At 63.8% G+C, this 24,581-nt stretch carries 19 protein-coding genes; 10 read left to right on the forward strand and 9 right to left on the reverse strand.

Annotation, left to right across the window (positions count from 1 at the left end):
- Positions 1-87 precede the first annotated feature (87 nt).
- The gene (locus tag HMPREF9153_RS08850) at positions 88-699 is read left to right on the forward strand and encodes an ACT domain-containing protein (RefSeq protein ID WP_015582729.1); all 612 of its coding nucleotides are present in this window, start codon (positions 88-90) and stop codon (positions 697-699) included.
- Positions 700-705: 6 nt separating this feature from the next.
- On the forward strand, positions 706-1,218 hold the full coding sequence (locus tag HMPREF9153_RS08855; protein ID WP_004811374.1) for an SNARE-associated domain-containing protein: 513 nt from the start codon (positions 706-708) through the stop codon (positions 1,216-1,218).
- A gap of 28 nt (positions 1,219-1,246) precedes the next feature.
- Here HMPREF9153_RS08855 and HMPREF9153_RS08860 read toward each other — a convergent pair whose 3' ends face one another.
- The 4 genes from HMPREF9153_RS08860 to HMPREF9153_RS08875 form a co-directional block, all read right to left on the reverse strand.
- Positions 1,247-1,459, reverse strand: coding sequence for a hypothetical protein (locus tag HMPREF9153_RS08860; protein ID WP_004811375.1), 213 nt, complete (start codon positions 1,457-1,459; stop codon positions 1,247-1,249).
- 18 nt (positions 1,460-1,477) lie between these two features.
- Positions 1,478-2,461, reverse strand: coding sequence for a methionine synthase (locus HMPREF9153_RS08865; protein WP_004811376.1), 984 nt, complete (start codon positions 2,459-2,461; stop codon positions 1,478-1,480).
- Positions 2,458-3,558 (reverse strand): tRNA 2-thiouridine(34) synthase MnmA, encoded by a 1,101-nt coding sequence (mnmA, locus tag HMPREF9153_RS08870; RefSeq protein WP_004811377.1) that lies wholly within the window; start codon positions 3,556-3,558, stop codon positions 2,458-2,460. The genes HMPREF9153_RS08865 and mnmA overlap by 4 nt, the downstream gene beginning before the upstream one ends.
- Positions 3,559-3,649: 91 nt before the next feature.
- Positions 3,650-4,795: a cysteine desulfurase family protein gene (locus tag HMPREF9153_RS08875; protein ID WP_004811378.1), complete on the reverse strand. Its 1,146-nt coding sequence runs from the start codon at positions 4,793-4,795 to the stop codon at positions 3,650-3,652.
- 156 nt (positions 4,796-4,951) lie between these two features.
- Between HMPREF9153_RS08875 and glgX the strand changes: the two genes are divergently transcribed.
- The 7 genes from glgX to HMPREF9153_RS08910 all read left to right on the forward strand — a co-directional run bounded on the left by glgX (position 4,952) and on the right by HMPREF9153_RS08910 (position 17,556).
- Entirely contained in the window at positions 4,952-7,042 is a 2,091-nt protein-coding gene (gene glgX, locus HMPREF9153_RS08880) for a glycogen debranching protein GlgX (protein ID WP_004811379.1), read from the forward strand.
- A gap of 280 nt (positions 7,043-7,322) precedes the next feature.
- Positions 7,323-9,482, forward strand: a complete 2,160-nt coding sequence (locus HMPREF9153_RS08885; RefSeq protein WP_023032678.1) for an alpha-1,4-glucan--maltose-1-phosphate maltosyltransferase — start codon at positions 7,323-7,325, stop codon at positions 9,480-9,482.
- A complete protein-coding gene (gene treS, locus HMPREF9153_RS08890) occupies positions 9,479-11,251 on the forward strand; it encodes a maltose alpha-D-glucosyltransferase (protein ID WP_004811381.1) in 1,773 nt (590 codons plus the stop codon). The genes HMPREF9153_RS08885 and treS overlap by 4 nt, the downstream gene beginning before the upstream one ends.
- Positions 11,248-12,546, forward strand: a complete 1,299-nt coding sequence (locus HMPREF9153_RS08895) for a phosphotransferase (RefSeq protein ID WP_004811382.1) — start codon at positions 11,248-11,250, stop codon at positions 12,544-12,546. The genes treS and HMPREF9153_RS08895 overlap by 4 nt, the downstream gene beginning before the upstream one ends.
- 81 nt (positions 12,547-12,627) lie before the next feature.
- Positions 12,628-14,562 carry a 1,4-alpha-glucan branching protein GlgB gene (gene glgB, locus HMPREF9153_RS08900; protein ID WP_004811383.1) on the forward strand — a complete coding sequence of 645 codons (1,935 nt, stop codon included), beginning with the start codon at positions 12,628-12,630 and terminating at the stop codon, positions 14,560-14,562.
- Between the two features lie 21 nt (positions 14,563-14,583).
- Positions 14,584-15,378 (forward strand): NUDIX hydrolase, encoded by a 795-nt coding sequence (locus HMPREF9153_RS08905; protein WP_023032677.1) that lies wholly within the window; start codon positions 14,584-14,586, stop codon positions 15,376-15,378.
- Positions 15,379-15,474: 96 nt separating this feature from the next.
- Entirely contained in the window at positions 15,475-17,556 is a 2,082-nt protein-coding gene (locus HMPREF9153_RS08910; RefSeq protein WP_004811385.1) for a glucose PTS transporter subunit IIA, read from the forward strand.
- 103 nt (positions 17,557-17,659) lie between these two features.
- Here the strand turns inward: HMPREF9153_RS08910 and HMPREF9153_RS08915 are convergent, their stop codons facing one another.
- The 3 genes from HMPREF9153_RS08915 to HMPREF9153_RS08925 form a co-directional block, all read right to left on the reverse strand.
- Positions 17,660-20,173 carry a glycoside hydrolase family 65 protein gene (locus HMPREF9153_RS08915; RefSeq protein WP_004811386.1) on the reverse strand — a complete coding sequence of 838 codons (2,514 nt, stop codon included), beginning with the start codon at positions 20,171-20,173 and terminating at the stop codon, positions 17,660-17,662.
- Positions 20,170-20,913, reverse strand: coding sequence for an HAD family hydrolase (locus HMPREF9153_RS08920; protein WP_004811387.1), 744 nt, complete (start codon positions 20,911-20,913; stop codon positions 20,170-20,172). Before HMPREF9153_RS08920 ends, HMPREF9153_RS08915 begins: the two co-directional genes overlap by 4 nt.
- A gap of 108 nt (positions 20,914-21,021) precedes the next feature.
- Complete coding sequence (locus tag HMPREF9153_RS08925; RefSeq protein ID WP_004811388.1) at positions 21,022-21,960, reverse strand: tetratricopeptide repeat protein; 939 nt, start codon at positions 21,958-21,960, stop codon at positions 21,022-21,024.
- Positions 21,961-22,072: 112 nt separating this feature from the next.
- Here HMPREF9153_RS08925 and pgm point away from each other — a divergent pair, with 112 nt between their 5' ends.
- The gene (gene pgm, locus HMPREF9153_RS08930; protein ID WP_004811389.1) at positions 22,073-23,704 is read left to right on the forward strand and encodes a phosphoglucomutase (alpha-D-glucose-1,6-bisphosphate-dependent); all 1,632 of its coding nucleotides are present in this window, start codon (positions 22,073-22,075) and stop codon (positions 23,702-23,704) included.
- Between the two features lie 89 nt (positions 23,705-23,793).
- Here pgm and HMPREF9153_RS08935 read toward each other — a convergent pair whose 3' ends face one another.
- Both HMPREF9153_RS08935 and HMPREF9153_RS12350 read right to left on the reverse strand, forming a co-directional pair.
- Positions 23,794-24,321 carry a PH domain-containing protein gene (locus HMPREF9153_RS08935; RefSeq protein ID WP_004811390.1) on the reverse strand — a complete coding sequence of 176 codons (528 nt, stop codon included), beginning with the start codon at positions 24,319-24,321 and terminating at the stop codon, positions 23,794-23,796.
- A 2-nt stretch (positions 24,322-24,323) separates the two neighbouring features.
- Complete coding sequence (locus tag HMPREF9153_RS12350) at positions 24,324-24,476, reverse strand: hypothetical protein (protein ID WP_162495054.1); 153 nt, start codon at positions 24,474-24,476, stop codon at positions 24,324-24,326.
- Positions 24,477-24,581 lie beyond the last annotated feature (105 nt).

The raw sequence follows: 24,581 nt of genomic DNA on the forward strand, positions 1-24,581 counted from the left end.
GAGCACTTCCTCCCTCGATGATGACCCGCCGGAACACGAATTCAGTTTGGGATCGTCGGATCCACCCGCAACAATGAGTGAGTGCTCATGATTCGTATTCAGCTGCCAGACACGCCGGGTTCCCTGGGCTCGGTGGCGACCGCCATGGGCACCGCCGATGCCGACATATCCGCGATCGAGATTGTCGAAAAGGGCGATCACTACGTCGTCGACGACTTCATGCTGACTCTTCCCCCAACCACGATGCCTGACACCTTGGTATCGGCCTGCGACATGCTGGACGGAGTTCATGTGCTGTGGTTGAGCAGGTATCCGGAGAATTGGAGTATTGAGTCCGACATCGCAGCCCTGAATCGGATGTCCGAGGACCCGAAGCATTCCGCCGAGATTCTCTGTGGTGCCGTTCCAGTCGTCTTCCACACTCATTGGTCGGCACTTTTCGATGCCGATGAGCAGGTCATCATCTCGACTGCCCTGTCTCCGGAATTCACTCCTGAGGGCATCGCACGTCTGACGCCGATGGATCGCTCCCATGTCGCTGAGCTCGAGGCTGGCTGGATGCCAGGTTGGGGTGACACCGTCATCGCCGCTGTCCCACTGGCGAGGGGGCGCTGTCTGGTTGCCGGACGTCAGGGAGGCCCAGGGTTCCTGGCTTCCGAACTCAATCGTCTGCAGCACATGGCCGCTCTGGCCAACTGAGGTCACATGGAGGTCTACCTCACCTGGCAGTTCTGGTACCAGGTTCTGTCAGCCTTCGCCTTCGGCGTGGCTTCCAGCTTGGTGCCGGTGCTCAATTCGGAGTTGTTCATCGTCGGCGCCCTGGGATCAAAACTCCTGGGCCCGCTGGAAGTCGCCCTGGGGCTGGCTCTTGGCCACGGCGTCGGCAAACAGATCATGTTCATCGGTATCCGACGCGGATCGAATTCGCAATGGATCAAGCACAAGGAGCCCAAACCGGTTCCGGAGGGATCCTGGCGGTGGCGTCTACGGAGATGGAATGACAAGGCTGCTCACGTGGTCGAGACCCCGCGATGGGGCATGCCTCTGCTGTTCTTCTCAGCCATTACCGGTGTCCCGCCGGTCTACCTCGTCGTCATCTACGCGGCGACGACCAAGATGCACTTCTGGTGGTTCTCGCTGTGGGTCACCGTCGGATTCTTCATCCGGTGTTACCTCCTGGCCCTGGCGACCCAGTATGGGTTCCACATCATCATCTGACACCAGCGCGACGCTGTGAAGACCCTTGTCACCCGCGCATGACGAGGATGCGGAAGAAGTAGTACCCCACCCCGACCAACACCGCGAGAGCGACGACGAAGGCGACGGGTGCGAGAACTCGTTGCACCTTCTTGCGCTTCGTGGTCGGGACTCCAGTCGGAGCCCACTGTTTCTCACCGACACGCGGCCGAGTGCGCTCCGGCGTCTGGCCGTCAAGGTTGAGATTGGTGAAGAAACCCACGATCGGAACCCTACCTGCTCAGCCTGCCCGATCCAGCTGCTCATCGACGAGGTCAGCTGCCCGTCTCACCGTCCGGCAGACCTCGGCAGCCGATTGACGGAACCAGCCGGCGAGCCCGCAGGCAGGGCTCAGCACCCCTGCCCTCAGCAGGGTGGGATCCACCTGGGTGCGTCGCGCCAACCACAGCACACGGTCGATGAGGCGATCCACCGGTGGCACCTGATCGATCGTCATGGTGTCGACGACTCCCATGCCCAGCCGTCCACCTGACTCCACCCATTGCGCGGCGGAGTCCAATGACACCGCGTCTGTGATCTCGCACCACATCGTGGTGAATCCGGCCTTGCCGGCCGGCGCCCATGGGATGGGATGGCCACAACAGTGCAGTCCCGCCGAGACCTCCTCACAGCTACTGACGACCGTCTGCCAGAGCCGCGTCGCCGTGGTGGCCTCCATGGCCGGATGCCGATAAAGACCCGACTGGGTCGGAATGGATCCCGCGAGAACGGCAGGAGCAGCAGGCTCGTCGATCTGCATCGTCCAGGTCACGCGTGGCATCCGGCGTCGCAGTTCGGTCAGAAGCTGGCTGATCCCCTCCGCCAGGCTGGCCGTGACGTCGTTCAGGGCCGAGGAATCCGCGAGGATCGACTCCCCGGCGCGCATGTGCAGGCCAGTGGCAAGGGTGAGAGGACCGGCCACAGTGATCTTGACGGTGGCCTCCTCGTCGGCCAGCACCTCCTCGAGGTCATCGAGGTCGTTGCGCAGAAGGGATCGTGCCGAGCGAGCGGCATGGTCGGTGGCGTCCGCGAGCCGCCATCCGCCCGGGCCATGATCAACCGGCAGATCGACGAGGAGGGCCGTCGCCCTCCCGACCATTTGACCACTGACTCCGCGGGCCGGTAATTCTGGCAACGGGATGAGCTCGTCGAAGATCTCGGCCATCGCAGCCACACTGCCGCGCATGTCGGTGCCGGGCAGCGACCCAATACCGGTGGCGATCATGCTGCCTGCTCCGCCGTCATTCCAGCTCGATCCGTCCCGCATATGGTTGCGGATCCGACGACGAGGTCCCCGTCGTAGAAGACCGCCGCCTGACCGGGAGCGACTCCGCGCAGGGTCTGCTCGAGGTCCATCACCACCCCACCGGCGACCGTGGTGATCGTGGCGTCAACCGGATCCCCATGGGCTCTCACCTGAACCTGACCGTGCCAGGTCGTGGCAGACTCGCCAGAACACCACACCGGCCGGATGGCCTCGACGTGGCGTACGGTCAGCCCTTCGGCTCCTCCGACGACCACGGTGTTGTTGACCGGTTCGATGTCGAGGACGTATCGCGGCTTGCCATCCGGGGCCGGAACTCCGAGCCGAAGACCTCTCCGCTGGCCAATGGTGAAATGGTGGTACCCGTCGTGATGACCGACAACAGCCCCGGACTCATCGCGGATCTCTCCGGCGGCCGAGCCGATCTTCTCCGAGAGCCAACCTGGCGTGTCCCCGTCCGGGATGAAACAGATGTCGTTGGAATCAGGTTTGTCAGCCACCGACAAACCAAGATCCGCCGCTTCCCGTCGCACATCAGTCTTGAAGGAATTCCCCAGCGGGAACAACGAATGGGACAGCTGATCCTGGTTGAGGACAGCCAGTACATAGGACTGGTCCTTGCCCGGGTCGACCGAGCGGTACAGCTTCGTCATTCCATCGTCGACCTCAGTCCGGGCGTAATGGCCGGTGGCGACGGCGTCATATCCCAGGTCGAGACCGCGTTCCAGCAGGGCCGCGAACTTGATCCTCTCATTGCATCGCAGGCAGGGATTGGGGGTGCGGCCGGCCTGGTACTCAGCGATGAAGGGGTCGATGACCTCCTCGGCGAAGCGGTCGGAGAAATCCCACACGTAGAACGGGATCCCCAGCTTGTCCGCGGCCCGCCGGGCGTCAAAGGAGTCCTCCAGGGAGCAGCATCCTCGTGACCCTTCCCGATGGGAACGCGGGTTGCGTGACAGCGCCAGATGCACACCGGTGACGTCGTGGCCTGCCGCGACGAGACGGGCAGCGGCGACGGCGGAGTCGACTCCTCCCGACATGGCAGCGAGAACCTTCACAGTGCTTCCTCTCCGTGAACGTGCAGGGATACGGATCAATGGTGGGAACGTGATCCCGGCGGGAATGTCGATGATAGGGGTTGACGCCGACTCACCGCGCCCCGCTGGCCTGCGAGATGACCGCAGGCAGGACGGTGAGCAGACGATCAACCTCGGCCTCGGTGGTGCTGTAACCCATCGAGATCCTCACTCCCGACGATGCTGCCTCGTCGTCACGACCCATGGCCAGCAGCGTCGGTGAGGGACGGGAAACCCCGGCATGGCACGCCGATCCGGCCGACAGGTCGACCCCGTCCCGGTCCGCGAGCATGACGACGTCGGTCCCGCGTGCTCCGGCCACGCTGAGGTGGATGATCGTGGGGCTCGTCGTGCCGGCATCATCCACGCTGGCCCCAGGGATCTGTCGGCACGACTCAACGATCCGTTCCCGCCATGCCTGCCATTGAGCCGTCTTCTCGTCGAACTCATTGACGCAGGCCCGCAGAGCAGCCGCGAAACCTCGAGCCAGCGCGACCGGCTGGGTGCCGGAGCGAATCCCGTACTGCTGCCCACCTCCCGGGGAGACCGCATGCACCTCGACTCCCCTGCGGACCCAGAGTGCCCCGATTCCGACGGGTCCACCGATCTTGTGTGCGGAGAAGGACGCCAGGTCCGCTCCCCACTCGTCGAGGTCCACCGGAACATGGCCAAGGGCCTGGACGGCGTCGGTGTGCATGAGGGCTCCGGCCCGATGGGCCTGTTCGGTGATCTGGTCAACGGGTTGGCGTGCGCCGGTCTCGTTGTTGACGGCTATCACCGAGACGACGTCGAGGTCGCTGCTCAGTGGGCTCGCAGCAATCGAATCAGGGTCCACGACTCCCATGTCGTCGACCGGAAGCACCCCAACCCGTTCGCCGAGCAGCCATGGCGAGGTCACCGTACCGACGGCGGGATGCTCCACTGCCGAGATCAGTGCGTGGCCATGACGGGCCGCTCCCATAATGCCCAACATGTCGGCCTCCGTTCCTCCGCTGGTGAACACGATCTCCAACGGACCCGCTCCGAGCAGGCTGGCGACCTCCTCTCGCGCATCCTCCAGCAAAGCCCTCGCCGCGCGGCCTGAACCGTGAATGGCCCCAGGGTTTCCGGGCACCGGTTCGGCCATCGCGGCCAAGGCTTCCGGGCGCAGCGGGGAGGTCGCCGCGTGGTCGAAATAGGCACGAGAGTGATGTACTGAGTCGGGCTGCGATTGCGACATACCTGTCCTTCCTGGCGACTCCTTGACGCTACTGCCGATCGGCAGGGTATGGAATTGCGCGTTCTCGCTCCTGCGGACGCCGCGGCCGACTCAGACTAAAATGATTCGTCGGTCCGCCGCTGTTCCGGCCAACATCCCCGACGAAAGGCCCTTATTGTGACCGACACCAACACGGCGTCATTCGACACCAGTGCGCTTGGCTCCACCCTCATTGACGACGGTTGCCGTTTCGGGTTGTGGGCACCACGCGCAGAGCGCGTCGAGCTGGCACTCGTGGCAGATGACAGGTCACAGGTCAACCACGACATGACCATGGACGAGCATGGGGTCTGGACGATCGAGGTCCTTGGCGTCACGGCCGGCCAGCGCTACGGCTACCGAGTTCACGGTCCGTGGGATCCCGATCGCGGTATGAGGTTCAACCCGGCCAAGCTGCTGCTCGACCCATATGCCAAGGCCATCACGGCAGGTGTCGACTACCACGGACCGATCATGGATCACACCCCGGAGTCCAATTACGAGCCGGATCCGACCGACGACGCGAACTCGGTCCCGCTCGCCGTGGTGATCGAGGATTCCGAGCCTCCCAAGCCCATCGAACACCGCCGGGACATCAGCGAGTCGGTCATCTACGAGACCCACGTCAAGGGTTACACCCGGCTGCATCCCCTCGTCCCCGAGCATCTGCGCGGCACCTATGCCGGTCTGGCCTACCCGGCCGTCATCGAGCACCTCAAGGCCATCGGCGTCACTGCCATTGAGTTGCTGCCCATCCAGCAGTTCGTCTCCGAACCCTTCGTCGTGGGCCGGGGACTGTCGAACTACTGGGGATACAACACCCTGGGGTTCTTCGCTCCTCACGCCGCTTACTGCTCGGTGGGTTCCACGGGTGCCCAGGTGCGTGAGTTCAAGGAGATGGTGACGGCCTTCCACGAGGCCGACATCGAGGTCATCCTCGACGTCGTCTACAACCACACCGGCGAAGGTGGTCACGAGGGACCGACGCTGTCCTTCCGCGGTATCGACCACGAGTCCTACTACCGACTCAACAATGATCACCGCAACGACTACGACGTCACCGGCTGCGGCAACTCGGTCGACACCTCCCATCCGGAAGTCCTCGGCCTGGTTCTCGACTCGCTGCGGTACTGGGTCACCGAGATGGGTGTTGACGGTTTCCGCTACGACCTGGCGACCACCCTCATCCGTGACAAGTCCCACGGGGTCGACCAGAACCATCCCTTCAAGCAGGCCCTCGTCGACGATCCGGTCCTCAACAAGGTCAAGCACATCGCCGAACCGTGGGATCTGGGCCCCTACGGTTATCAGGTAGGCGCTTGGGGCCCTCATTGGAGCGAGTGGAACGACCGCTTCCGCAACTACATCCGCGATTTCTGGCGCGGTGCCGTCTGCGGGGTCGAGGAACTCGCCACCCGGCTGTGCGGATCCCCGGACCTCTACGGTCAGCCAATCTCGAGCGTCAACTTCATCACCGCCCATGACGGCTTCACCATGCGTGATCTCGTCACCTATGACATGAAGCACAACCAGGACAACGGTGAGGACAACCACGACGGGTCCAATGACAACCGCTCCTGGAACTGTGGCTGGGAGGGTGAGACGACCGACCAGTCCATCGTCATGCTGCGTCATCGTCAGGTCCGCAACCTCGTTTCCACCTTGCTGCTGGCCACCGGTGTGCCGATGATCACCGCCGGCGACGAGATGGGTCGTACCCAGCAGGGCAACAACAACGCCTACTGCCAGGACTCCCCCATCTCGTGGATGGACTGGGACGACGCCGAGGACTGGTCCGACGTCACTGATCTCGTCCGCACCATCACCACCCTGCGCCGCGAGCACCCTGTCCTCCGCCCCTCGATCTACCGTCACCATGACCCGGTGGGTCGTTCGACCGATGCGCGCCCGCGCCGGGCCGACCTGGCCTGGTTCTCCGGTCACGGTGGCGAGATGGTCACCGATGACTGGCATGACGAGGGTCGTCGCACCCTTGGCATGTACACCTCCGACGACAACGAAGCCTTTCTCATCTGGTTCCACGCCGGAGATCATCCGACTGAGATCACCCTGCCGAGTCCCCGCTGGGGTGAGTCCTGGCAGGTGGCTGCCGCCACGACCCTGCCGGGCGAGATCCCTGACGAGCCGGTCCCCGCCGGGCTGTCGGTCACCCTGCCCAGCAGGTGCGTCGTCGTCATGCAGGCCTCATTGGCCAAAGATGAGGCCTGATTCCAGACATCAGTTACGCGCCAAGCGCACCTGAGGCGGATGGATCGAGAGGTTCATCCGCCGTTCTCGTCAGCACATTTCAGGGCTAGAGCCGTAAGCCAGTGGTCAGTGCGCACCTTCCCAAGCCTTGCTCCGAGAATTCGGGTCGAAACTGTCACTGCGGCGCTGGTCCTAATCATGACGCCCCGGAACCAGCCACGGTAGCCTGTGGTCCGTGTGGAGGATCAACAGGCGAGACCGCCGTCAAGACGAGAATGGCCCCGATGACGAGGACGTGCAGATGACGCCCCCTGCCCCGGAACCCTCACCCGAACCGATGGCCCCTGTCATCCCCGCTGACTCGCCGAAGTCGGCTCCCTCCCCGGAGTCGTCTCCATCGCCTGAGTCCCCGGATTCACCTGGGCTCCCGGCCAGCCCCGACTCCGCCTGTGAGCCGGATCCTACAGCCGTGGCCATCGACGTCCTCGGTCGTCCCCCGCTGCGTGGTTTCGGGCGCATCCCCGTCCACAACGTCTGTCCCGAGGTCGAGAGCGGTCAGCTGCCGATCTACTCCGTCGTTGACGAGGAGTTCGAGGTCACGGCCAATGTCTTTCGCGAGGGCCATGACGCCGTCGGCGCCAGCGTCATCCTCACTGATCCGGATGGCAACCGTCACGTCACCGACATGCACCAGGTCGATCCCTGGGGCCTGGACATCTGGAAAGCACGCGTCGCGGCGGGTGTCGAGGGTGATTGGACGATGCATGTTGAGGGATGGTCGGACACCTGGGGCACCTGGCACCACAATGCCGACGCCAAGCTGGCCGCCGGGATCGACGTCGAACTCGTCTGTGCCGAGGGCCACGCCCTCATCGGTGAAGCCATCGAGCACGCCGAGCAGGCCGGCGACGCCGACGCCGTGGTAGCCCTGCGCGAGGCCGATGCCAGCCTCACCCCTGACCACGCACCTGATTCACTGCGCCAGGTCGTCAACACCGTCGCCCTCTCCGAGGCGATGCGCGTCCACGCTCCGCGCCCATTGACCTCTCCCACCACCCCGGCCCCGCTGCGGGTCGAGAGGCGCCGCGCCCTCTACGGCTCCTGGTACGAATTCTTCCCGCGCTCCCAGGGAGCTCACATCGACGAGGACGGCCACTGGGTCTCCGGCACCTTCGACTCCTCCTGGGAGCGATTGGACGCCGCTGCTGCGATGGGATTCGACGTCGTCTACCTGCCACCGATCCACCCCATCGGAACTGCTTTCCGCAAGGGCAGGGACAACACCCTGACCCCCGGGCCCGACGATCCCGGTTCGCCATGGGCCATTGGTTCCCCGGCTGGCGGCCATGACGCCATCCACCCAGATCTTGGCACCTTCGCGGACTTCGACCGCTTCGTCGCCCACGCCCATGACCTGGGTATGGAGGTAGCCCTGGACTTCGCCCTGCAGGCATCCCCGGACCACCCGTGGGTGCAGGAGCACCCGGAGTGGTTCACCACCCGCGTCGACGGCACCATCGCCTACGCGGAGAACCCACCGAAGAAGTACCAGGACATCTACCCGATCAACTTCGACAACGCCCCGGAGGGAATCTACGACGAGTGCCTGAGGCTGCTCGAGCTGTGGATCTCTCACGGGGTGACGATCTTCCGCGTCGACAACCCGCACACCAAGCCGGTCAACTTCTGGGCCTGGCTCATGGAGCAGGTGCATCGTCGTCATCCCGAGGTCATCTTCCTGGCCGAGGCCTTCACCCGTCCCGAGATGATGGCTGCCCTTGGCAAGGTCGGCTTCCAGCAGGGCTACTCCTACTTCACCTGGCGCACCGCCAAGTGGGAGTTGGAGGAGTACCTCGACGAGGTCTCCCACCAGACCTCGCACTTCTACCGTCCGAACTTCTTCACCAACACCCCGGACATCAACCCGATCTACCTCAACGATGGCAACCCGGCCGGATTCGCCATCCGCGCAATCCTGGCTGCGACCATGAGCCCGTCGTGGGGCATGTACTCGGGCTTCGAGATCTGCGAGCACGAGCCGCTGCCGGGACGCGAGGAGTACGCACACTCCGAGAAGTATGAGTACCGTCCCCGCGACTTCGACTCCGAACCGAACATCAAACTGCTCGTGACTCGTCTCAATGAGATCCGTCGCGCTCATCCGGCCTTGCAGCAGCTGCGTGACACGACCATTCACCATGCTCCCCATGACAATGTCCTCGTCTTCTCCAAGAAGGCGGTGGATGACGTCGTCATCATCGTCATCTCGCTGGATCCGGTGTGGGGCGTGGAGTCCCAGATCATGCTGGACATGGCTGCCCTTGGCCTTGGCAACGACGACACCTTCGAGGTCCACGACGAGCTCACGGGTGCCGACTTCACCTGGGGACAACAGGCCTTCGTCAAGCTCTACCCCGCCCAGCCGGCCCACATCCTGCACGTGCGAAAGAGCACCTCATGACCCATTCCTCCTACACTCCCGCCGAGGAGATTCCCGAGACCCTGGCACCGACCGGGGCCCTCGGGCTCACCTCGGCCCAGTTGCAGGCCAGGCTCGACGCGATCCACCCGGTCGGTTCCATCGATCGGACGGAGACCGAGTGGTTCCGCACCGCAGTGTTCTACGAGGTCCTGGTGCGATCCTTCAAGGACTCCAACGGAGACGGCATCGGCGACTTCAAGGGTCTGACGGAGAAGCTCGACTATCTGCAGTGGCTGGGAGTGGACTGCCTGTGGCTTCCGCCCTTCTACGACTCCCCCCTGCACGACGGCGGTTACGACATCCGCGACTACCGCTGGATCCGTGAGGAGTTGGGAACGATCGAGGACTTCAAGGTCTTCCTCGACGCCGCTCACGACCGTGGCCTGCGCGTCATCATCGACTTCGTCATGAACCACACCTCGGACTCCCACCCGTGGTTCCAGTCCTCGCGTGCCGATCCCGACGGCCCCTACGGCAACTACTACGTCTGGGCCGACACCGACGAGGCCTATTCGGACGCTCGCATCATCTTCTGCGACACCGAGGACTCCAACTGGTCGTGGGACTCCGAGCGCAAGCAGTTCTACTGGCACCGCTTCTTCCACCACCAGCCCGACCTCAACTTCGAGGAGCCCCGGGTCATGGAGGAGATGCTCGACGCCGTCCGATTCTGGATGGACCTGGGCATCGACGGTTTCCGTCTCGACGCCGTCCCCTACCTCATCGAGGCCGAGGGAACGAGCTGCGAGAACCTGCCGGGAACCCACAAGATCCTCAAACAGCTGCGCGCAATGGTCGACGAGGAGTACCCGGGACGCATCCTGCTGTGCGAGGCCAATCAGTGGCCTGACGACGTCGTCGAGTACTTCGGTGACGGTGATGAGTGCCAGATGGCCTTCCACTTCCCCGTCATGCCACGCCTGTACATGGGGCTGCGCCGCGGATCACGGGAGTGCATCAGCGAGATCCTCGCCTCCACACCGGACATCCCGGCAGGTTGTCAGTGGGGAACCTTCCTCCGCAACCATGACGAACTCACCCTCGAGATGGTGACCGAGGAAGACCGTCAGTACATGTGGGAGGAATATGCTCCCGAGCCGCGCTGGCGATGCAACCTGGGCATTCGTCGCCGGTTGAGCCCCCTGGTCGACAACGACGAGGCCAGGGTTCGTCTGCTCAACGCCATGCTGCTGTCCCTGCCCGGCTCCCCGGTTCTCTATTACGGCGACGAGATCGGCATGGGCGACGACCCTTGGCTTCCTGACCGCGACGGCGTGCGCACCCCGATGCAGTGGGATGATTCCGAGACGGCCGGATTCTCGACCGCGCTGCCGGAGGACTTCCATCTCCCACTCATCCGCACCTTCGGTCACGGCCCGGAACACGTCAACGTCGCCCGTCAGATGGATGACCCATCCTCCCTGTTGGTGTGGACCCGCGCCATGTTGGGCATCCGTCGTCGGCACCCCGTTTTCGGTACCGGAGAGTTCACCGATCTGGAGGCGGAGGACATGGCCGTGATGTCCTTCCTGCGCCACGACGAGGACGAGACGATCCTGTGCCTGGCCAATCTGTCGGACACCGATAGGACCGTCACCCTCATCCTGCCGCAGTTCGCAGGTGTGACCGGAACGTCCCTCATTCACGGCCAGGATGCCCAGCCGGTGGAAGCCGACGGAACCCTGACGGTTCCGATGCCGCCCTACGGCTACCGATGGCTGCAGATGACCGGAGAGGAGAAGCCATGACCGACTGGGACGACGCAGACGTCCGGGACCGCCTCTGGGACCACATCAGTACCGCTCGATGGTTCTCCGGCAAGGGCCGAGATGGCACCCTGGCCAGGTTGCTGCCGCTGGCTCCGGTCGTTGACGAGCACGACCTCAAAGTGGTGCCCGTCATTGCCCTGGTCTGTTACCCGCAGGCCCCGGAGGAGTACTATCAGCTCCTACTGGCCCTGCGCCCCGGCAGTTCTGCGGGACTGACGCAGATTCACGTCGATGGTGAGCCCGTCACGGTCAGCGACGCCACCACCGACCAGGAGGCCCTGACAGTGTGGGCCAGGACGATCCTCGAGGCTGATCCTCAGGCCGCGGATGACTCATGGCAGCTCCATCGCCGCTTGGAGGCACCTGAACCGGTTCGGACCGCCGAGCGCTTTGGCGGTGAGCAGTCGAACACCTCGATCATGGTTGGCGACGCCATCATCGTCAAGATGTTCCGCCGCCTCGAACCCGGCGACAATCTCGACATCACCATTCACGGCGCCCTCAATGACGCCGGCGTCTCCTCGGTGGCCAAGCTCTACGGTCACATCTCCGGACAGATCCCAGCTGACGAGGACATCCAGACCGATCTGGCCATGATCATCGAGCGGCTTCCACATCCCCAGGATGGCTGGGAACTCATCACCGACAAAGCTGCCGATCTGGAGGACATCACCGATCTCGTCGCCGACCTGGGCCGATGCCTGCGAACCATCCACTCTGCGTTGGAACAGACCTTTGGGACGGCCGAGTTGGACGGGGACCAGATTGCCGACGACATGGTGCGTCGTCTCGACGCTGCAGTGACGGCAGCCCCGGCGCTGGAGCCACACCGCGACCTCCTCGCCACACGTTTCGAGAAGCTGCGCGGTCGCCGCCTAGCCGCTCAGGCGGTGCACGGTGACTTCCACCTCGGACAAACCCTGCTGACCCCCGACGGCTGGCGGATCATCGACTTCGAGGGCGAACCCCTCAAGCCCCTGGCCGAACGTCGCCTGCCGGACTCCCGCTGGCGTGACGTGGCAGGAATGGTGCGCTCACTGTCCTATGCCACCTCGGCCCATGCCGAACCCACCGCGCCGGAGACATTGGCCTGGGCACAACGAGCCCGCGATGCCTTCCTGGATGGCTATGGTCGCCCGGACGACGCCGAACGCGACGTCTTGGCCGCCTACGAGGCCGACAAGGCCGGATACGAAACCGTCTATGAAACCCTCAACCGGCCGGCCTGGGTTGACATCCCGTTGTCGGCCATTCGGGCGATGGTGCAGGATTGATGATGTCCCCGCCCCACGCACCCCCGTCGAGTCACCGACCCGACGGCGATATCCACACCAACGACATGCCAGGAGGACGACATGGCTCACGATGAGTTCGGAGGACTCACCGGTTGGGACCTCGAGGGGTTCCATTCCGGTGGGGACACGGAGGTGTGGAAGCGACTCGGCTCCCACGTCGTCACCATTACCGACGAGGAGCGCGGCTCCATCACCGGAACCCGCTTTGCCCTCTGGGCCCCCAACGCCCGGGCCGTCGAGGTGATCGCGGACTTCAACTGGTGGACCGGCGACCCAATGCGTCTCATCCCGGGATCTGGCGTCTGGGGCACCTTCATTGAGGGAGTGGGCGAAGGCACTCTCTACAAGTTCCGCATCCAGGACCAGTGGGGCAACTGGCACGAGAAGGTTGACCCGATGGCCCGCTACTCCGAGCAGGCCCCGCAGAACGCGTCCATCGTCACCGAGACCCACTACGAGTGGAATGACGACGAGTGGATCGCCCACCGTGAGGCCTCGCACGCCCATGCCGAGCCGATGAGCGTCTACGAGGTCCACCTGGGCGGATGGCGTCATGGACTGAGCTACCGTCAGCTGGCTGACGAACTGGTCGACTACGTGCTGTGGCAGGGCTACACCCACGTGGAGTTCATGCCGCTGGCCGAGCATCCCTTCGCCCCGTCCTGGGGTTACCAGGTCACCGGATACTTCTCACCGACCAGCCGTTACGGCTCCCCCGACGACCTGCGTTACCTCATCGACAAGCTCCACCAGGCTGGCATCGGCGTCATCATGGACTGGGTTCCGGGGCACTTCCCCAAGGACAACTGGGCACTGGGACGCTTCGACGGCACCGCCCTCTACGAGCACGCCGATCCGCGCCAGGGCGAGCACGTGGACTGGGGCACCTACATCTTCAACTACGGCCGCAACGAGGTGAAGTCCTTCCTCGTCTCCAACGCGCTGTACTGGATCAGCGAGTTCCACGTCGACGGTCTGCGCGTCGACGCCGTCGCCTCGATGCTGTACCTGGACTACTCTCGCGAGGAGGGTCAGTGGGTGCCCAACAAGTACGGCGGACGCGAGAACCTGGAGGCCATCGACTTCCTGCGCTACGTCAACTCACACCTGTACTCGCGCCACCCCGGCATCCTCATGATTGCCGAGGAGTCGACCAGCTTCCCCGGCATCACCAAGCCGGTCGATCACGGCGGCCTGGGATTCGGGTTCAAGTGGAACATGGGTTGGATGAACGACTCCTTGCGCTACATGGAGCTCAATCCGTTCCATCGCCAGTATCACCACGGCGAGATGACCTTCGCCATGGTGTACCAGTACTCGGAGAACTTCATCCTGCCGATCAGCCATGACGAGGTCGTGCACGGCAAGGGATCCATGATCAACAAGATCCCCGGTGACGACTGGCAGCAGTTCGCGTCCCTGCGAGCCTTCTACTCCTACATGTGGTCCTTCCCGGGCAAGCAGCTCATCTTCATGGGTCAGGAGTTCGGCCAGCGTCACGAGTTCGACGAGTCCGCCAGCCTCGAGTGGTTCGTCGCTGATCTGTGGGGTCACGGTGGTCTCAAGCGCCTCTTCCGCGATCTCAACATGATCTACAAGGAGAACCCCGCCCTGTGGCAGCTCGACAGCGATCCGCGTGGATTCGAATGGATCAACGCCGACGACGCCGGCAACAATCTGTTCTCCTGGCTGCGCCGCAGCGAGGACGGCTCGACGATCGCCTGCTTCACGAACTTCTCCCCCAACCCGCAGACCGACTACCGCGTCGGACTACCCGCGGAGGGTGTGTGGACCGAGATCCTCAACACCGATTCCTTGGAGTACGACGGAACGGGAGAGTTCGGCAACCTCGGCCAGGTCGTGGCCACCCCGCTTCCGGTTCCCGATCGTTTCCCGGCCGTCGCCACCGTGTGCGTCCCGCCGATGGGCTCGGTGTGGCTGCGCCACGATCCCTCGGCGACTGCTGCTCTGCCCGGCGATCCGGGAATGCAGTGATTCTGGCAAGGAGGATTGTTCGTGGTCGATGACGAGTCCGATCCCGAGGACTTTCGGATTCAGGTCGAGGTGGTGGGCGACTGTGGTCGCCTGCTGCTCGACGATCCGCCATATCCGGAGGGTCTGACGCGGGCCATTTCCTTGACCTCCGACGACGCCATCCTCGGTCACAAGGTGCGTCGTCTGGAGGCCCGGGTGGCCGTCGACGACGGAGAGGTCATCCATGCCCTGCACCGGGCCGGATACCGGCGTGAGGGGCGGCTGCGCCAAGCTGGCAGCCGAGGGGATGGTTGGATGGACGAATTCGTCTACTCCCGACTGGCCACCGACGAGATCTACACCCGGACCGGTCACACCGGCATGCTCGACTCGGTGCTGCCCACCAAACGGGTCATCTCCCACGTCCTGGTCCACGACGGAGTCGGGCGGGTTCTCATGTGCGAGACGACGTACAAGCCTGACTGGGAGCTCCCCGGCGGTGTAGTCGAGCCGGTGGAATCGCCCCATGCCGGAGCGGTTCGGGAGTGCCGGGAGGAGTTGGGCGTGACCATCGACATCCCTGCCACCCCCGTCCTCATCGATTGGATGCCACCTGCCCTGGGGTGGTCTGACGCCATCGAGTTCATCTATGACGCCGGTGTGGTCGAACCGTCCCTCGCTGCCATCATGAATCCTGCTGACGGCGAGATCGGCCATCTGCACTGGGTGGATCCTGCTGACGTCCCTGCACACGTCACCGAGCTGTCGGCCCGACGTATCGCGGCCATACTGGCAGACTCCACCCCACGTGCCACTGAGAACGGGTTTTCGTTGTAACCCTGGGGTGGTGAACGAACGTTCGGCCCTGGTGGTTATGCTTCTTCGTCGTTGTCCTGGAAGAAGGATGACTGAACACACAGGAGGACCACCTACATGTCATCAACTGCGTCCCAGATCGTGGACGTGGTGGGCGGCCGCGACAACATCGTCGGCTTGACCCACTGCGCAACCCGCCTGCGGTTCCAACTTCGTGATTCCTCGTCCATCGACAAGGCCGAGGTGGAGAAGATCCCCGGCGTCATGGGCGCTGTGCCCCAGTCGGGCAACCGTTATCAGGTCGTCATCGGCGGCGCCGTCAACGGCGTCTACAACGACATCATGAACCTGCCGGACATGCAGAACCTCGGCTCCGGGGACGGCGAGCAGTCCGATGCGGACGTCAAGGCCGCACATCGTTCCAAGGGCCCGCGCGGCAAGTTCTCGTGGCTCGACAACCTGTTCGAGTATCTGTCGGACTCCTTCCGTCCGATCATGGGCGCCCTGCTCGGCGCCTCACTGTTCATCACCTTCATGGCCCTCATGGGTTCCATGGGAGTCATCGGCAACTGGGCCGACTCCCGTGTCTCCCTGCCTCCGAGCTGGCAGTTCGTGAACCTGGCCTGGCAGTGTGTTTTCTACTTCTTGCCACTGCTGGTCGCCTACAACGCCACCAAGCGGCTCAATGCCGACCCGTGGGTTGGATTCTCCGTCATGGCCGTCGTGATGCTCCCGGGGTTCGCGGAGCTCGGCAAGGCCGCTCACCCTCTGACTCTGGGCGGATTCAAGGTCAATGTCGTCGACGTCTTCGGTCTGCCGCTGACGATCTTCAACTACGGCTCCCAGGTCTTCCCGCCCCTCATCATGGCGGCCATCCTGGCTCCGTTGTACAAGTGGCTCAAGAAGGTCATCTCCCCCAATGTCCAGATGATCTTCGTGCCCTTCCTGACCATGCTCATCATGATCCCGCTGACGGCCTTCCTCATCGGCCCCATCGGTGTCTACGCCGGCGCTGGTCTGGCCAACGGGCTCAAGGCGGTCAACGATGTCTCCCCGTTCATCTTCGCCGTCCTCATCCCGCTGCTCTACCCGTTCATGGTTCCGCTGGGCCTGCACTGGCCGCTCAACGCCGTCATGCTGCTCAACATCCAGACCCTGGGCTACGACTACATCCAAGGCCCGATGGGTGCCTGGAACTTCGCCTGCTTCGGCGCCACCGCCGGCGTCCTCTTCCTGTCCATCCGTGACAAGGACGTGACGATGCGCCAGACGGCGACCGGCGCCCTGGCGGCCGGTCTGCTCGGTGGTATCTCCGAGCCCAGCCTCTACGGCATCCATCTGCGGTACAAGAAGATCTACCCGTCCATGCTCGCCGGCTGTCTCGTCGGTGGCATCATCATCGGTGCCGGCGGCGGCCTGCACACCCCGGCCTTCGTCTTCACCTCCCTGCTGACAATCCCAGCCTTTGACAACATCGGTCTGTATTCCGTCGCCATCGCGGCCTCCTTCTTCACCGCCATGGCCCTGGTCATCGTGCGCGATTACCGTGACGACGACGAGAAGGCTGCTGCCAAGGCTCGTTGTGCCGAGGCCAGGGCTGCCGACACTCAGGGTGCGATGGCCGAGCCGGCTGCTGTCGCCGCTGCTCCGGCTGCCGTTGCCACCGCAGGTGCCACCAGCCCCGAGTCCGGGACCGCCACGGTCGAGGGGGGCGAGGCCCCGACGACTACCGATGTCGCTCCCGAGGCCGTCACCATCACCTCCCCTCTCAAGGGGCGTGCGGTCTCGATCTCCCAGATCCCCGATCCGGTCTTCTCCACCGGCGTCGTCGGCGATGGTATCGCCATCGAGCCCAGTGACAACACGGTCGTCTGTCCCGCCGACGCCACCGTCGTCACTGCTCCGGATTCCGGTCACGCCTTCGGGCTCAAGCTGGATTCGGGCGTCGAGCTGCTCGTGCATGTCGGTATCGACACCGTCGAGCTGGGCGGCAAGGGATTCGACGTCAAGGTCAAGGCTGGCGACCACGTCAGCGCCGGTCAGCCCCTGGTCGTCTTTGATCCCGCCGTCATCGACGAGGCGGGCTACTCGAAGATCACCCCGGTCCTGGTGACCAACGGGTTCGACTACTCCAACGTCACCGGCATTCCGGCCGACGACGTCACCACCAGCACCCCGGTCATCACCGTGGTGAAGTGAGTCGCGGGCGGCCGGGACATCTCGGCCACTCCTACCCCCCACGAATGGAGGAGGCCGGCACCGTGACGGTGCCGGCCTCCTGTTCGTTGTTCTCATCAGTTCGTCAATCCCGCGAGGGCAGTATTGGGGAGGAGACGATCGTCTCAGCGATGCTTCCGGGAACCTCTGCTGTGATGAGGGAACCGTCTGCACGTCGCAGTCCCGAGATCGGGTGCGTTCCGCGCAGACTGGGACGCAGCGGGCCCTGGTCGCCCAGCGGGATCCGAACCGGCTCGACGCCGATGTGGTGGAGCTCCCCGCGTACCGTCACCTCGCGGTCATGACCTGACAAGATCTGGAAGGTGATCGCGTCACGTTCCAGCTTCACCAGCATGTGCGAGTCGCCAATAAGCATGTGATGCTTGATGGATGTCCACTGGGCCGGCAGCCGAGGATCGAAACGTAGGTTCTCTCGGTCATTGCGCATGCCCACGAATCCATGGACCAGACAACCCCACACACCACCGGTCGAGGCAACATGCACACCATCCGAGGCGTTGTGGTGGGTGTCGGCCAGGTCGCAGTAGAGGGCGTCCAGGAAGTACTCCATGGCCATCTCCTGATGGCCCACCTCGGCTGCCATTACTGACTGCACCACTGCTGAGAGGCTCGAGTCACCGGTCGTGATGGGGTCGTAGTACTCGAAGTCGGCGAGCTTGACCGCCTGGGTGAATTGGTCCCCCTGCAGGAACAGGGCCAGCACGACGTCGGCCTGTTTGAGTACCTGGAACCGGTAGATCACCAGCGGGTGGTAATGCAGCAGCAGCGGACGCCTGTCGGCGGGGGTGTTCGTGAGGTCCCACAGTTCTCGCGAGAGGAATTGGTCGTCCTGAGGATGGATGCCGAAGGTGTCGTCGAAGGGGATGACCATTCCTGCGGCGCACTCCTCCCAACCACCGACCTCGTCCTCGGTGAGGTCCAGTTCGGAGCACAGGTGCTCGTACCACAGCGGGTCCTCGTCCCTCATTCGCCTCATGACGCTGGCAGCGTCAATGAGGTTCGCCCGCGCCATGACATTGGTGTAGAGGTTGTTGTTGACGACCGTGGTGTACTCGTCGGGCCCGGTCACGCCATGGATGTGGAATTCCCGGCCTCCGTTGATCCGCCAGAAGCCCAGATCTGCCCACATCCGCGCCGTCTCGACGAGGACCGGAGCGGCATCGCGGAAGAGGAAGGTCTTGTCCCCCGTCGCACGAGCGTGGTTCATGATCGCGTGAGCGATGTCGGCATTGATGTGGTATTGGGCGGTACCTGCCGCGTAATAGGCCGATGCTTCCTCGCCGGTGATGGTCCGCCAGGGGAAGAGGGCTCCCCGTTCGGACAATTCCTCAGCTCGTCGTCTGGCCTGCGGAAGGGTGTTGACACGGAACCGCAAGGCATTCTCAGCGATTCGCGGGTGAGTGTAGGTCAGCATCGGGATGACGTAGACCTCAGTGTCCCAGAAGTAATGGCCTTCGTAACCGGACCCGGTCACTCCTTTGGCAGGGATACCACGCTGGTCGGCGCGGGCCGAGGCCTGGGCGATCTGGAAGAGGTTCCACCGCACCGCCTGTTGGATGCCGGCCGGCGCGCCTTCAACCTCGACGTCAGCCGTCGCCCAGTAGTCGTCGAGCCACTCTCGCTGCTCGTCGTAGTAGACCCGATGGCCCTGCTCGCGGACTCGGTCGAGGCTGCGACGAACACGGTCGAACAGTTCGTGCACCGGCACCCCTCGCGAGGAGTGGTAGGCCACGGCCTTGTCCACTCGGATGGGGCGACCCTGGGTGGCCTCGATGCGGTAAACCCGCTTGCCACACCCGGGCTCGGTGTCGATGAGGGAGACGCACTCGTTGTCGGTGGTGATCTCGTGATCAGCGCCCACCGCCAGGGTCATCCCGGACCTGGCCGTGTGGAACCCCAGGATCATCCGCCGGTCCGAGTGCCAGTCCTTCTCCGCGACGAGCACCTCGTCGGCGAACTTGCGAGCCTGACGAGGATCGTCGGCATTCCCCGAGTCCTCAGGACGAACGTGGTACTCGTCCATGCCGTCCTCACGATTGAGGATCTGAGAGCTGATGACGATGGGGGCGTCCCCCTCGAGCATCGTCACCTCGATGCTCATGAGAGCCATGTGACGGTGGGTGAAGGACACCATCCGTGACGTCGCCACCCGCAACAGCTTGCCCGCCGGGGTCCGCCACACCAGTTCGCGACGGAGCACTCCTTCGCGAAAGTCGATCCAGCGCTTGTACGACTGGATCTCGTTGACGCTGAGCAGCAACGGCTCGTCGTCAACGTAGAGCTTCATGAGCTTGGCATCGGGGACGTTGACGATCGTCTGACCGGTGCGCGCAAAGCCGTAAGCGTTCTCGGCATGATGGATGTCCCAGATCTCATGGAATCCGTTGATGTAGGTGCCATGACTGAAGGAGTCACGCCCCTCGGACGGGTTACCGCGCATGCCGAGATAACCGTTACCGACCGAGAACAGGGTCTCGGTCGTCCCCAGATCATCGGTACTCGGTGCCGTCTCGACGATCGCCCACGGATCATCGGGAAAACGCCATCGATCCATCGGGTCGGTGCCCGTTCGCGTCATGCCATCTCCTCAGCCATCTCGTCCAGGTCATCGACCACTCGGTCAGCACCCACCTCACGCAGCCGGTCAGCACCCACGCCGCGATTGACGCCGAGCACCATTCCAAATCCACCAGCCGCACCGGCGCGCACTCCCGAGACCGCATCCTCGACGACAACGCATTGCTCCGCAGACACACCAAGCAGATCAGCTCCACGGAGGTAGGTGTCGGGCGCGGGCTTTCCAGACAGGTTCTCCGCCTTCGACCGGTTGCCATCGACCAGCACCGGGAAATCTTCGCTCATACCGGCTGCATCGAGCACCGCAGCGGCATTGCGCGACGAGGACACCACAGCCATCGCCACACCGCGTTCGTGGAGCAGATCCACCCAACGGCGAGACCCCGGATAAGGCTGGATGCCGTCTCGGGCCAGCACCGTGTTGAACAGGTCATTCTTTCGATTTCCCAACCCGCAGATCGTCTCGGCATCGGGAACATCGGAGGGATCCCCCTCCGGGAGAGTGATGCCGCGGCTGGCAAGGAAGTCACGTACCCCGTCGTATCGAGGTTTGCCGTCCACGTAGGCGAAGTAGTCCTCGTCGGTGTAAGGATCCTGGCCCTCGCGATGGGCCAACTCCTCGTTGAACATCTCCTCCCAGGCACGCATGTGAATCAGCGCGGTAGGGGTGAGGACGCCGTCAAGGTCGAACAAAACGGCATGGAACTTCTCGTCGAACGGGGTCGAGTCCATGGTCTCCATGCTATTGGTCGATGACGACACGTCCAGCTGGATTGGGTCAGACTTGTCCCCACATGCTCACGGCCCGGGAGCGTACTCCCGGGCCGTGAACACGTCTGGAGGCGACGATCAGAACAATGCTGCTGCCAGCGAACGTCGCGCGGCTGCCACCTCAGGATCGGACTGTCCCACCATGGCGAAGAGCTCCAGCAGGCGAGTGCGAGCGGCTTCGCGCTCCTCGTCGTGGTTGGTGCGCACCACCTGGATGATCCGGTTAAACGCGTCAGCGGTCCGTCCGCCCATGAGCTCGACGTCGGCAGCAGCCAGCTGGGCCTCGACGTCGTGAGGATTCTGCTGGGCAGCGGTGAGCAGTGCAGCAGGATCCTTGTCGTCCAACCGTCCCAGCAGCGCTGCCCCGTTACGTCCCGCGATGAGGACGGGGTCGTTGGGCTCCTTGGCCAGCAGCGCGTCATAGGCGGCGACCGCCTCGTCGAACCTCTTGGCGTCCATGAGCTTCTCGGCCTCGACCGTGCGCGGGTCAGGGCCAACGGCTTCCTCGCTGCTCGCCTGGACCGTCACCGGCTCCGCGCGACCGACCATGCCACCGGCCGTCGCGGCCTGAGTCACCTGGTCGGTGATCTGACGGAACTGCTGCTCGTCGATCGTGCCCTGGGCCAGCGGTGCCAGCTGTCCACCGATGACGGCGACGAGCATCGGAACGGCCTGAACGCCCAAGCTCTTGGCCAATTGAGGCTGGGCGTCGATGTCGACGTGCACCAGCAGCCACTTGCCGGCAGCCTCGTCGGTAACTCGACTCAGCACCTGCGACATCTGTTGGGCACCATGGGCCTTCGGTGTCGTGAACTCCACCAGCACCGGGTGCTGCACCGACTTCTGGAGCAGCGAGTTGAAATTCTCCTCGGTACCCTCGATCACCCAGGTCCTGGTGGTTCCCGAACCAGCTGGGGCGGGTCCGGCAGGAGAGTCGGAGGAACCGGCTGCGGCTGCCAGCCCCGACAGATCGACGGCATCATGACGATGAATCGAGTCAGAAGACATGTCGTCCATTCAACCAGACCTCTCGTAATCCGCCCCAGCATCGGTGACTATCGATGGTCCGAACGCCCTGATTCCTCACGGGGACCTGCCGCAGTGCTCCGCCCGGTGAGAGAATGGCCCCATGGCTCATGAACGTGCTGGGAAACCTGCCCAGGAATCCGATCTCATCGATGTCGATGCCGTCCTGTCGGCCTACCACGACATCACTCCCGATCCCTCCAACCCGGACCAGATGGTTGTCTTCGGCACCTCGGGTCACCGCGGCTCCTCCTTGGACGGCGCCTTCAATGACGCCCACATCGCCGCCACGACCCAGGCAATCGTCGAGTACCGTGCCTCCCAGGGCATCGACGGTCCGTTGTTCATCGGCAAGGACACCCACGCCCTGTCCATGCCCGCGTGGACCACTGCCATCGAGGTACTGCGTGCCAACGACGTCGAAGTCGTTGCCGAGCATGACGACGAGTGGACCCCGACCCCGGCGGTCTCGCGAGCCATCATCGTCCACAACCGCCTGAGCGAGGGACGCCAGGCTGACGGCATCGTCGTCACACCCTCGCACAACCCGCCTCGCGACGGCGGCTTCAAGTACAACCCGCCGCACGGCGGTCCGGCCGACACCGATGCCACCGGTTGGATCGCCGACCGCGCCAACGAGCTACTCGCCGATCCGTCGGCTATTCGTCGCAAGCCGTACGCGCAGGTGCGCGACGAGGTCTCCCGTTACGACTACCGCAGCGCCTACTGCGACGATCTGCGCAATGTCATTGACCTCGACGCCATTGACGAGGCCGGGGTGCACATCGGCGCTGATCCGCTGGGTGGCGCCTCGGTGCAGTACTGGGAGTACATCGCCGATCATCTCGGCATCGATCTGACGGTCGTCAACCCCGAGGTCGATCCGACCTGGCGGTTCATGACCCTCGACACCGACGGCAAGATCCGGATGGACTGCTCTTCCCCGTCCGCGATGGCCTCCCTCATCGCCAACAAGGACGCTTATGACATTGCCACCGGTAATGACGCCGACTCCGACCGACACGGCATCGTTACCCCTGATGCCGGTCTCATGAATCCCAATGCCTACCTGGCGGTGGCAATCGGTTACCTCTTCGCCCATCGTCCCGGGTGGGGCCTCGGCGTCGGCATCGGCAAGACCCTGGTGAGCTCCTCCCTCATCGACAGGGTGGCCGCTGATCTCGGTCGTCGCCTCGTCGAGGTGCCGGTTGGCTTCAAGTGGTTCGTGCCCGGCCTGACGCGTGGCAATCTTGGATTCGGTGGCGAGGAATCCGCTGGTGCCTCCTTCCTCGACCTAGACGGCCACACCTGGACCACCGACAAGGACGGCATCCTCCTGGCCCTGCTCGCCAGCGAGATCAGAGCCGTCACCGGACGTTCTCCCTCTGAGCACTACGCCGATCTGGAGAACCGCTTCGGCAAGTCCTACTATGCCCGTATCGATGCCGACGCCAACCGTGAGCAGAAGGCCCGCCTCAAGGCCCTCTCCCCCGACGACGTCTCCGCCGACGCCATCGCCGGCGAGAGGATCGAGCAGATTCTCACCACGGCGCCAGGCAATGGTGCTCCCATCGGTGGCATCAAGGTCATCACCGAGAATGCCTGGTTCGCTGCCCGTCCGTCCGGCACCGAGAACAAGTACAAGATCTACGCCGAGTCCCTGCGCGACGCCGCCCACCTGGCTGCCGTGCAGGCGGAGGCCCGCGAGATCGTCGACAAGGCCCTGCAAGGCTGACACAGTGACATCATGAGCGCTGCATCGCCCCGACCGCCCGAATGTGGTCGGGGCGATGTCATGTCCATCACGATGTCAGTGCAACATGGTCACTTGGGATGGGCCAGGTTTGTCCGCAAGCCGGCCATCTGAATGACGCGCTGGATCGTCAGGTCGCGATCCTCCGGGCACCCGACGTAGTCGATCTCACGCAGGCCTTGGTCCTGAGCCGCCGACTCGAAGATGAAATGGCCATAACCGAGCAGACGTCCGAGGAAGGGCTGCTCGACCGAAATGTCGAGAATACGAGTCATGGGCATCGTCGCCAGGTGCTGATCGAAGATGCCATGGACGCGGAAAACCCGCATGTTGGTGATGACGAAACGGTCCATGTGATCTAGGTGAAAGCGCAGTGCTCCCCAGGTCGCCAGGGAGATTCCCATCACGAGGGGGATGCCCCACCACCGCTGCGCAAAGACCATTGAGATGAACAGCAGTGTTGCCAACACCATGGCGATCGTCGGGGCCACCAGGACGATCCAGTGCTTGGAAACCTCGTCGATGACGTACTCCCCCTCGCCGACCAGCAGGTGTCGGTCAACATCGGGGTCTATGAAACGACGGATGACGTCGGGCAAGGTCAGGACTGCCCGCCCAGTGCCCTGATGAACCCGAAGAGGCCACTGAAGAAGCCACGAATCACGCGAGCAGTGCCAGCCGGATCCGTGAAGACGTAGTACAAGCAGAACACGACGAGGAACACGACGATGATCGTGTGGATGGTCTTCTTCACGTTCACTAAGGCTCCTTGCTCGGCACGTGGCCCGGGGAAGGGCTCGGGGACACTGCAAAGTCATTCTTGACCGAACGATCCCTTCCGCACCACTCGCAACGCCGA

Source organism: Cutibacterium avidum ATCC 25577, from assembly GCF_000227295.1.
Taxonomy (GTDB): domain Bacteria; phylum Actinomycetota; class Actinomycetes; order Propionibacteriales; family Propionibacteriaceae; genus Cutibacterium; species Cutibacterium avidum.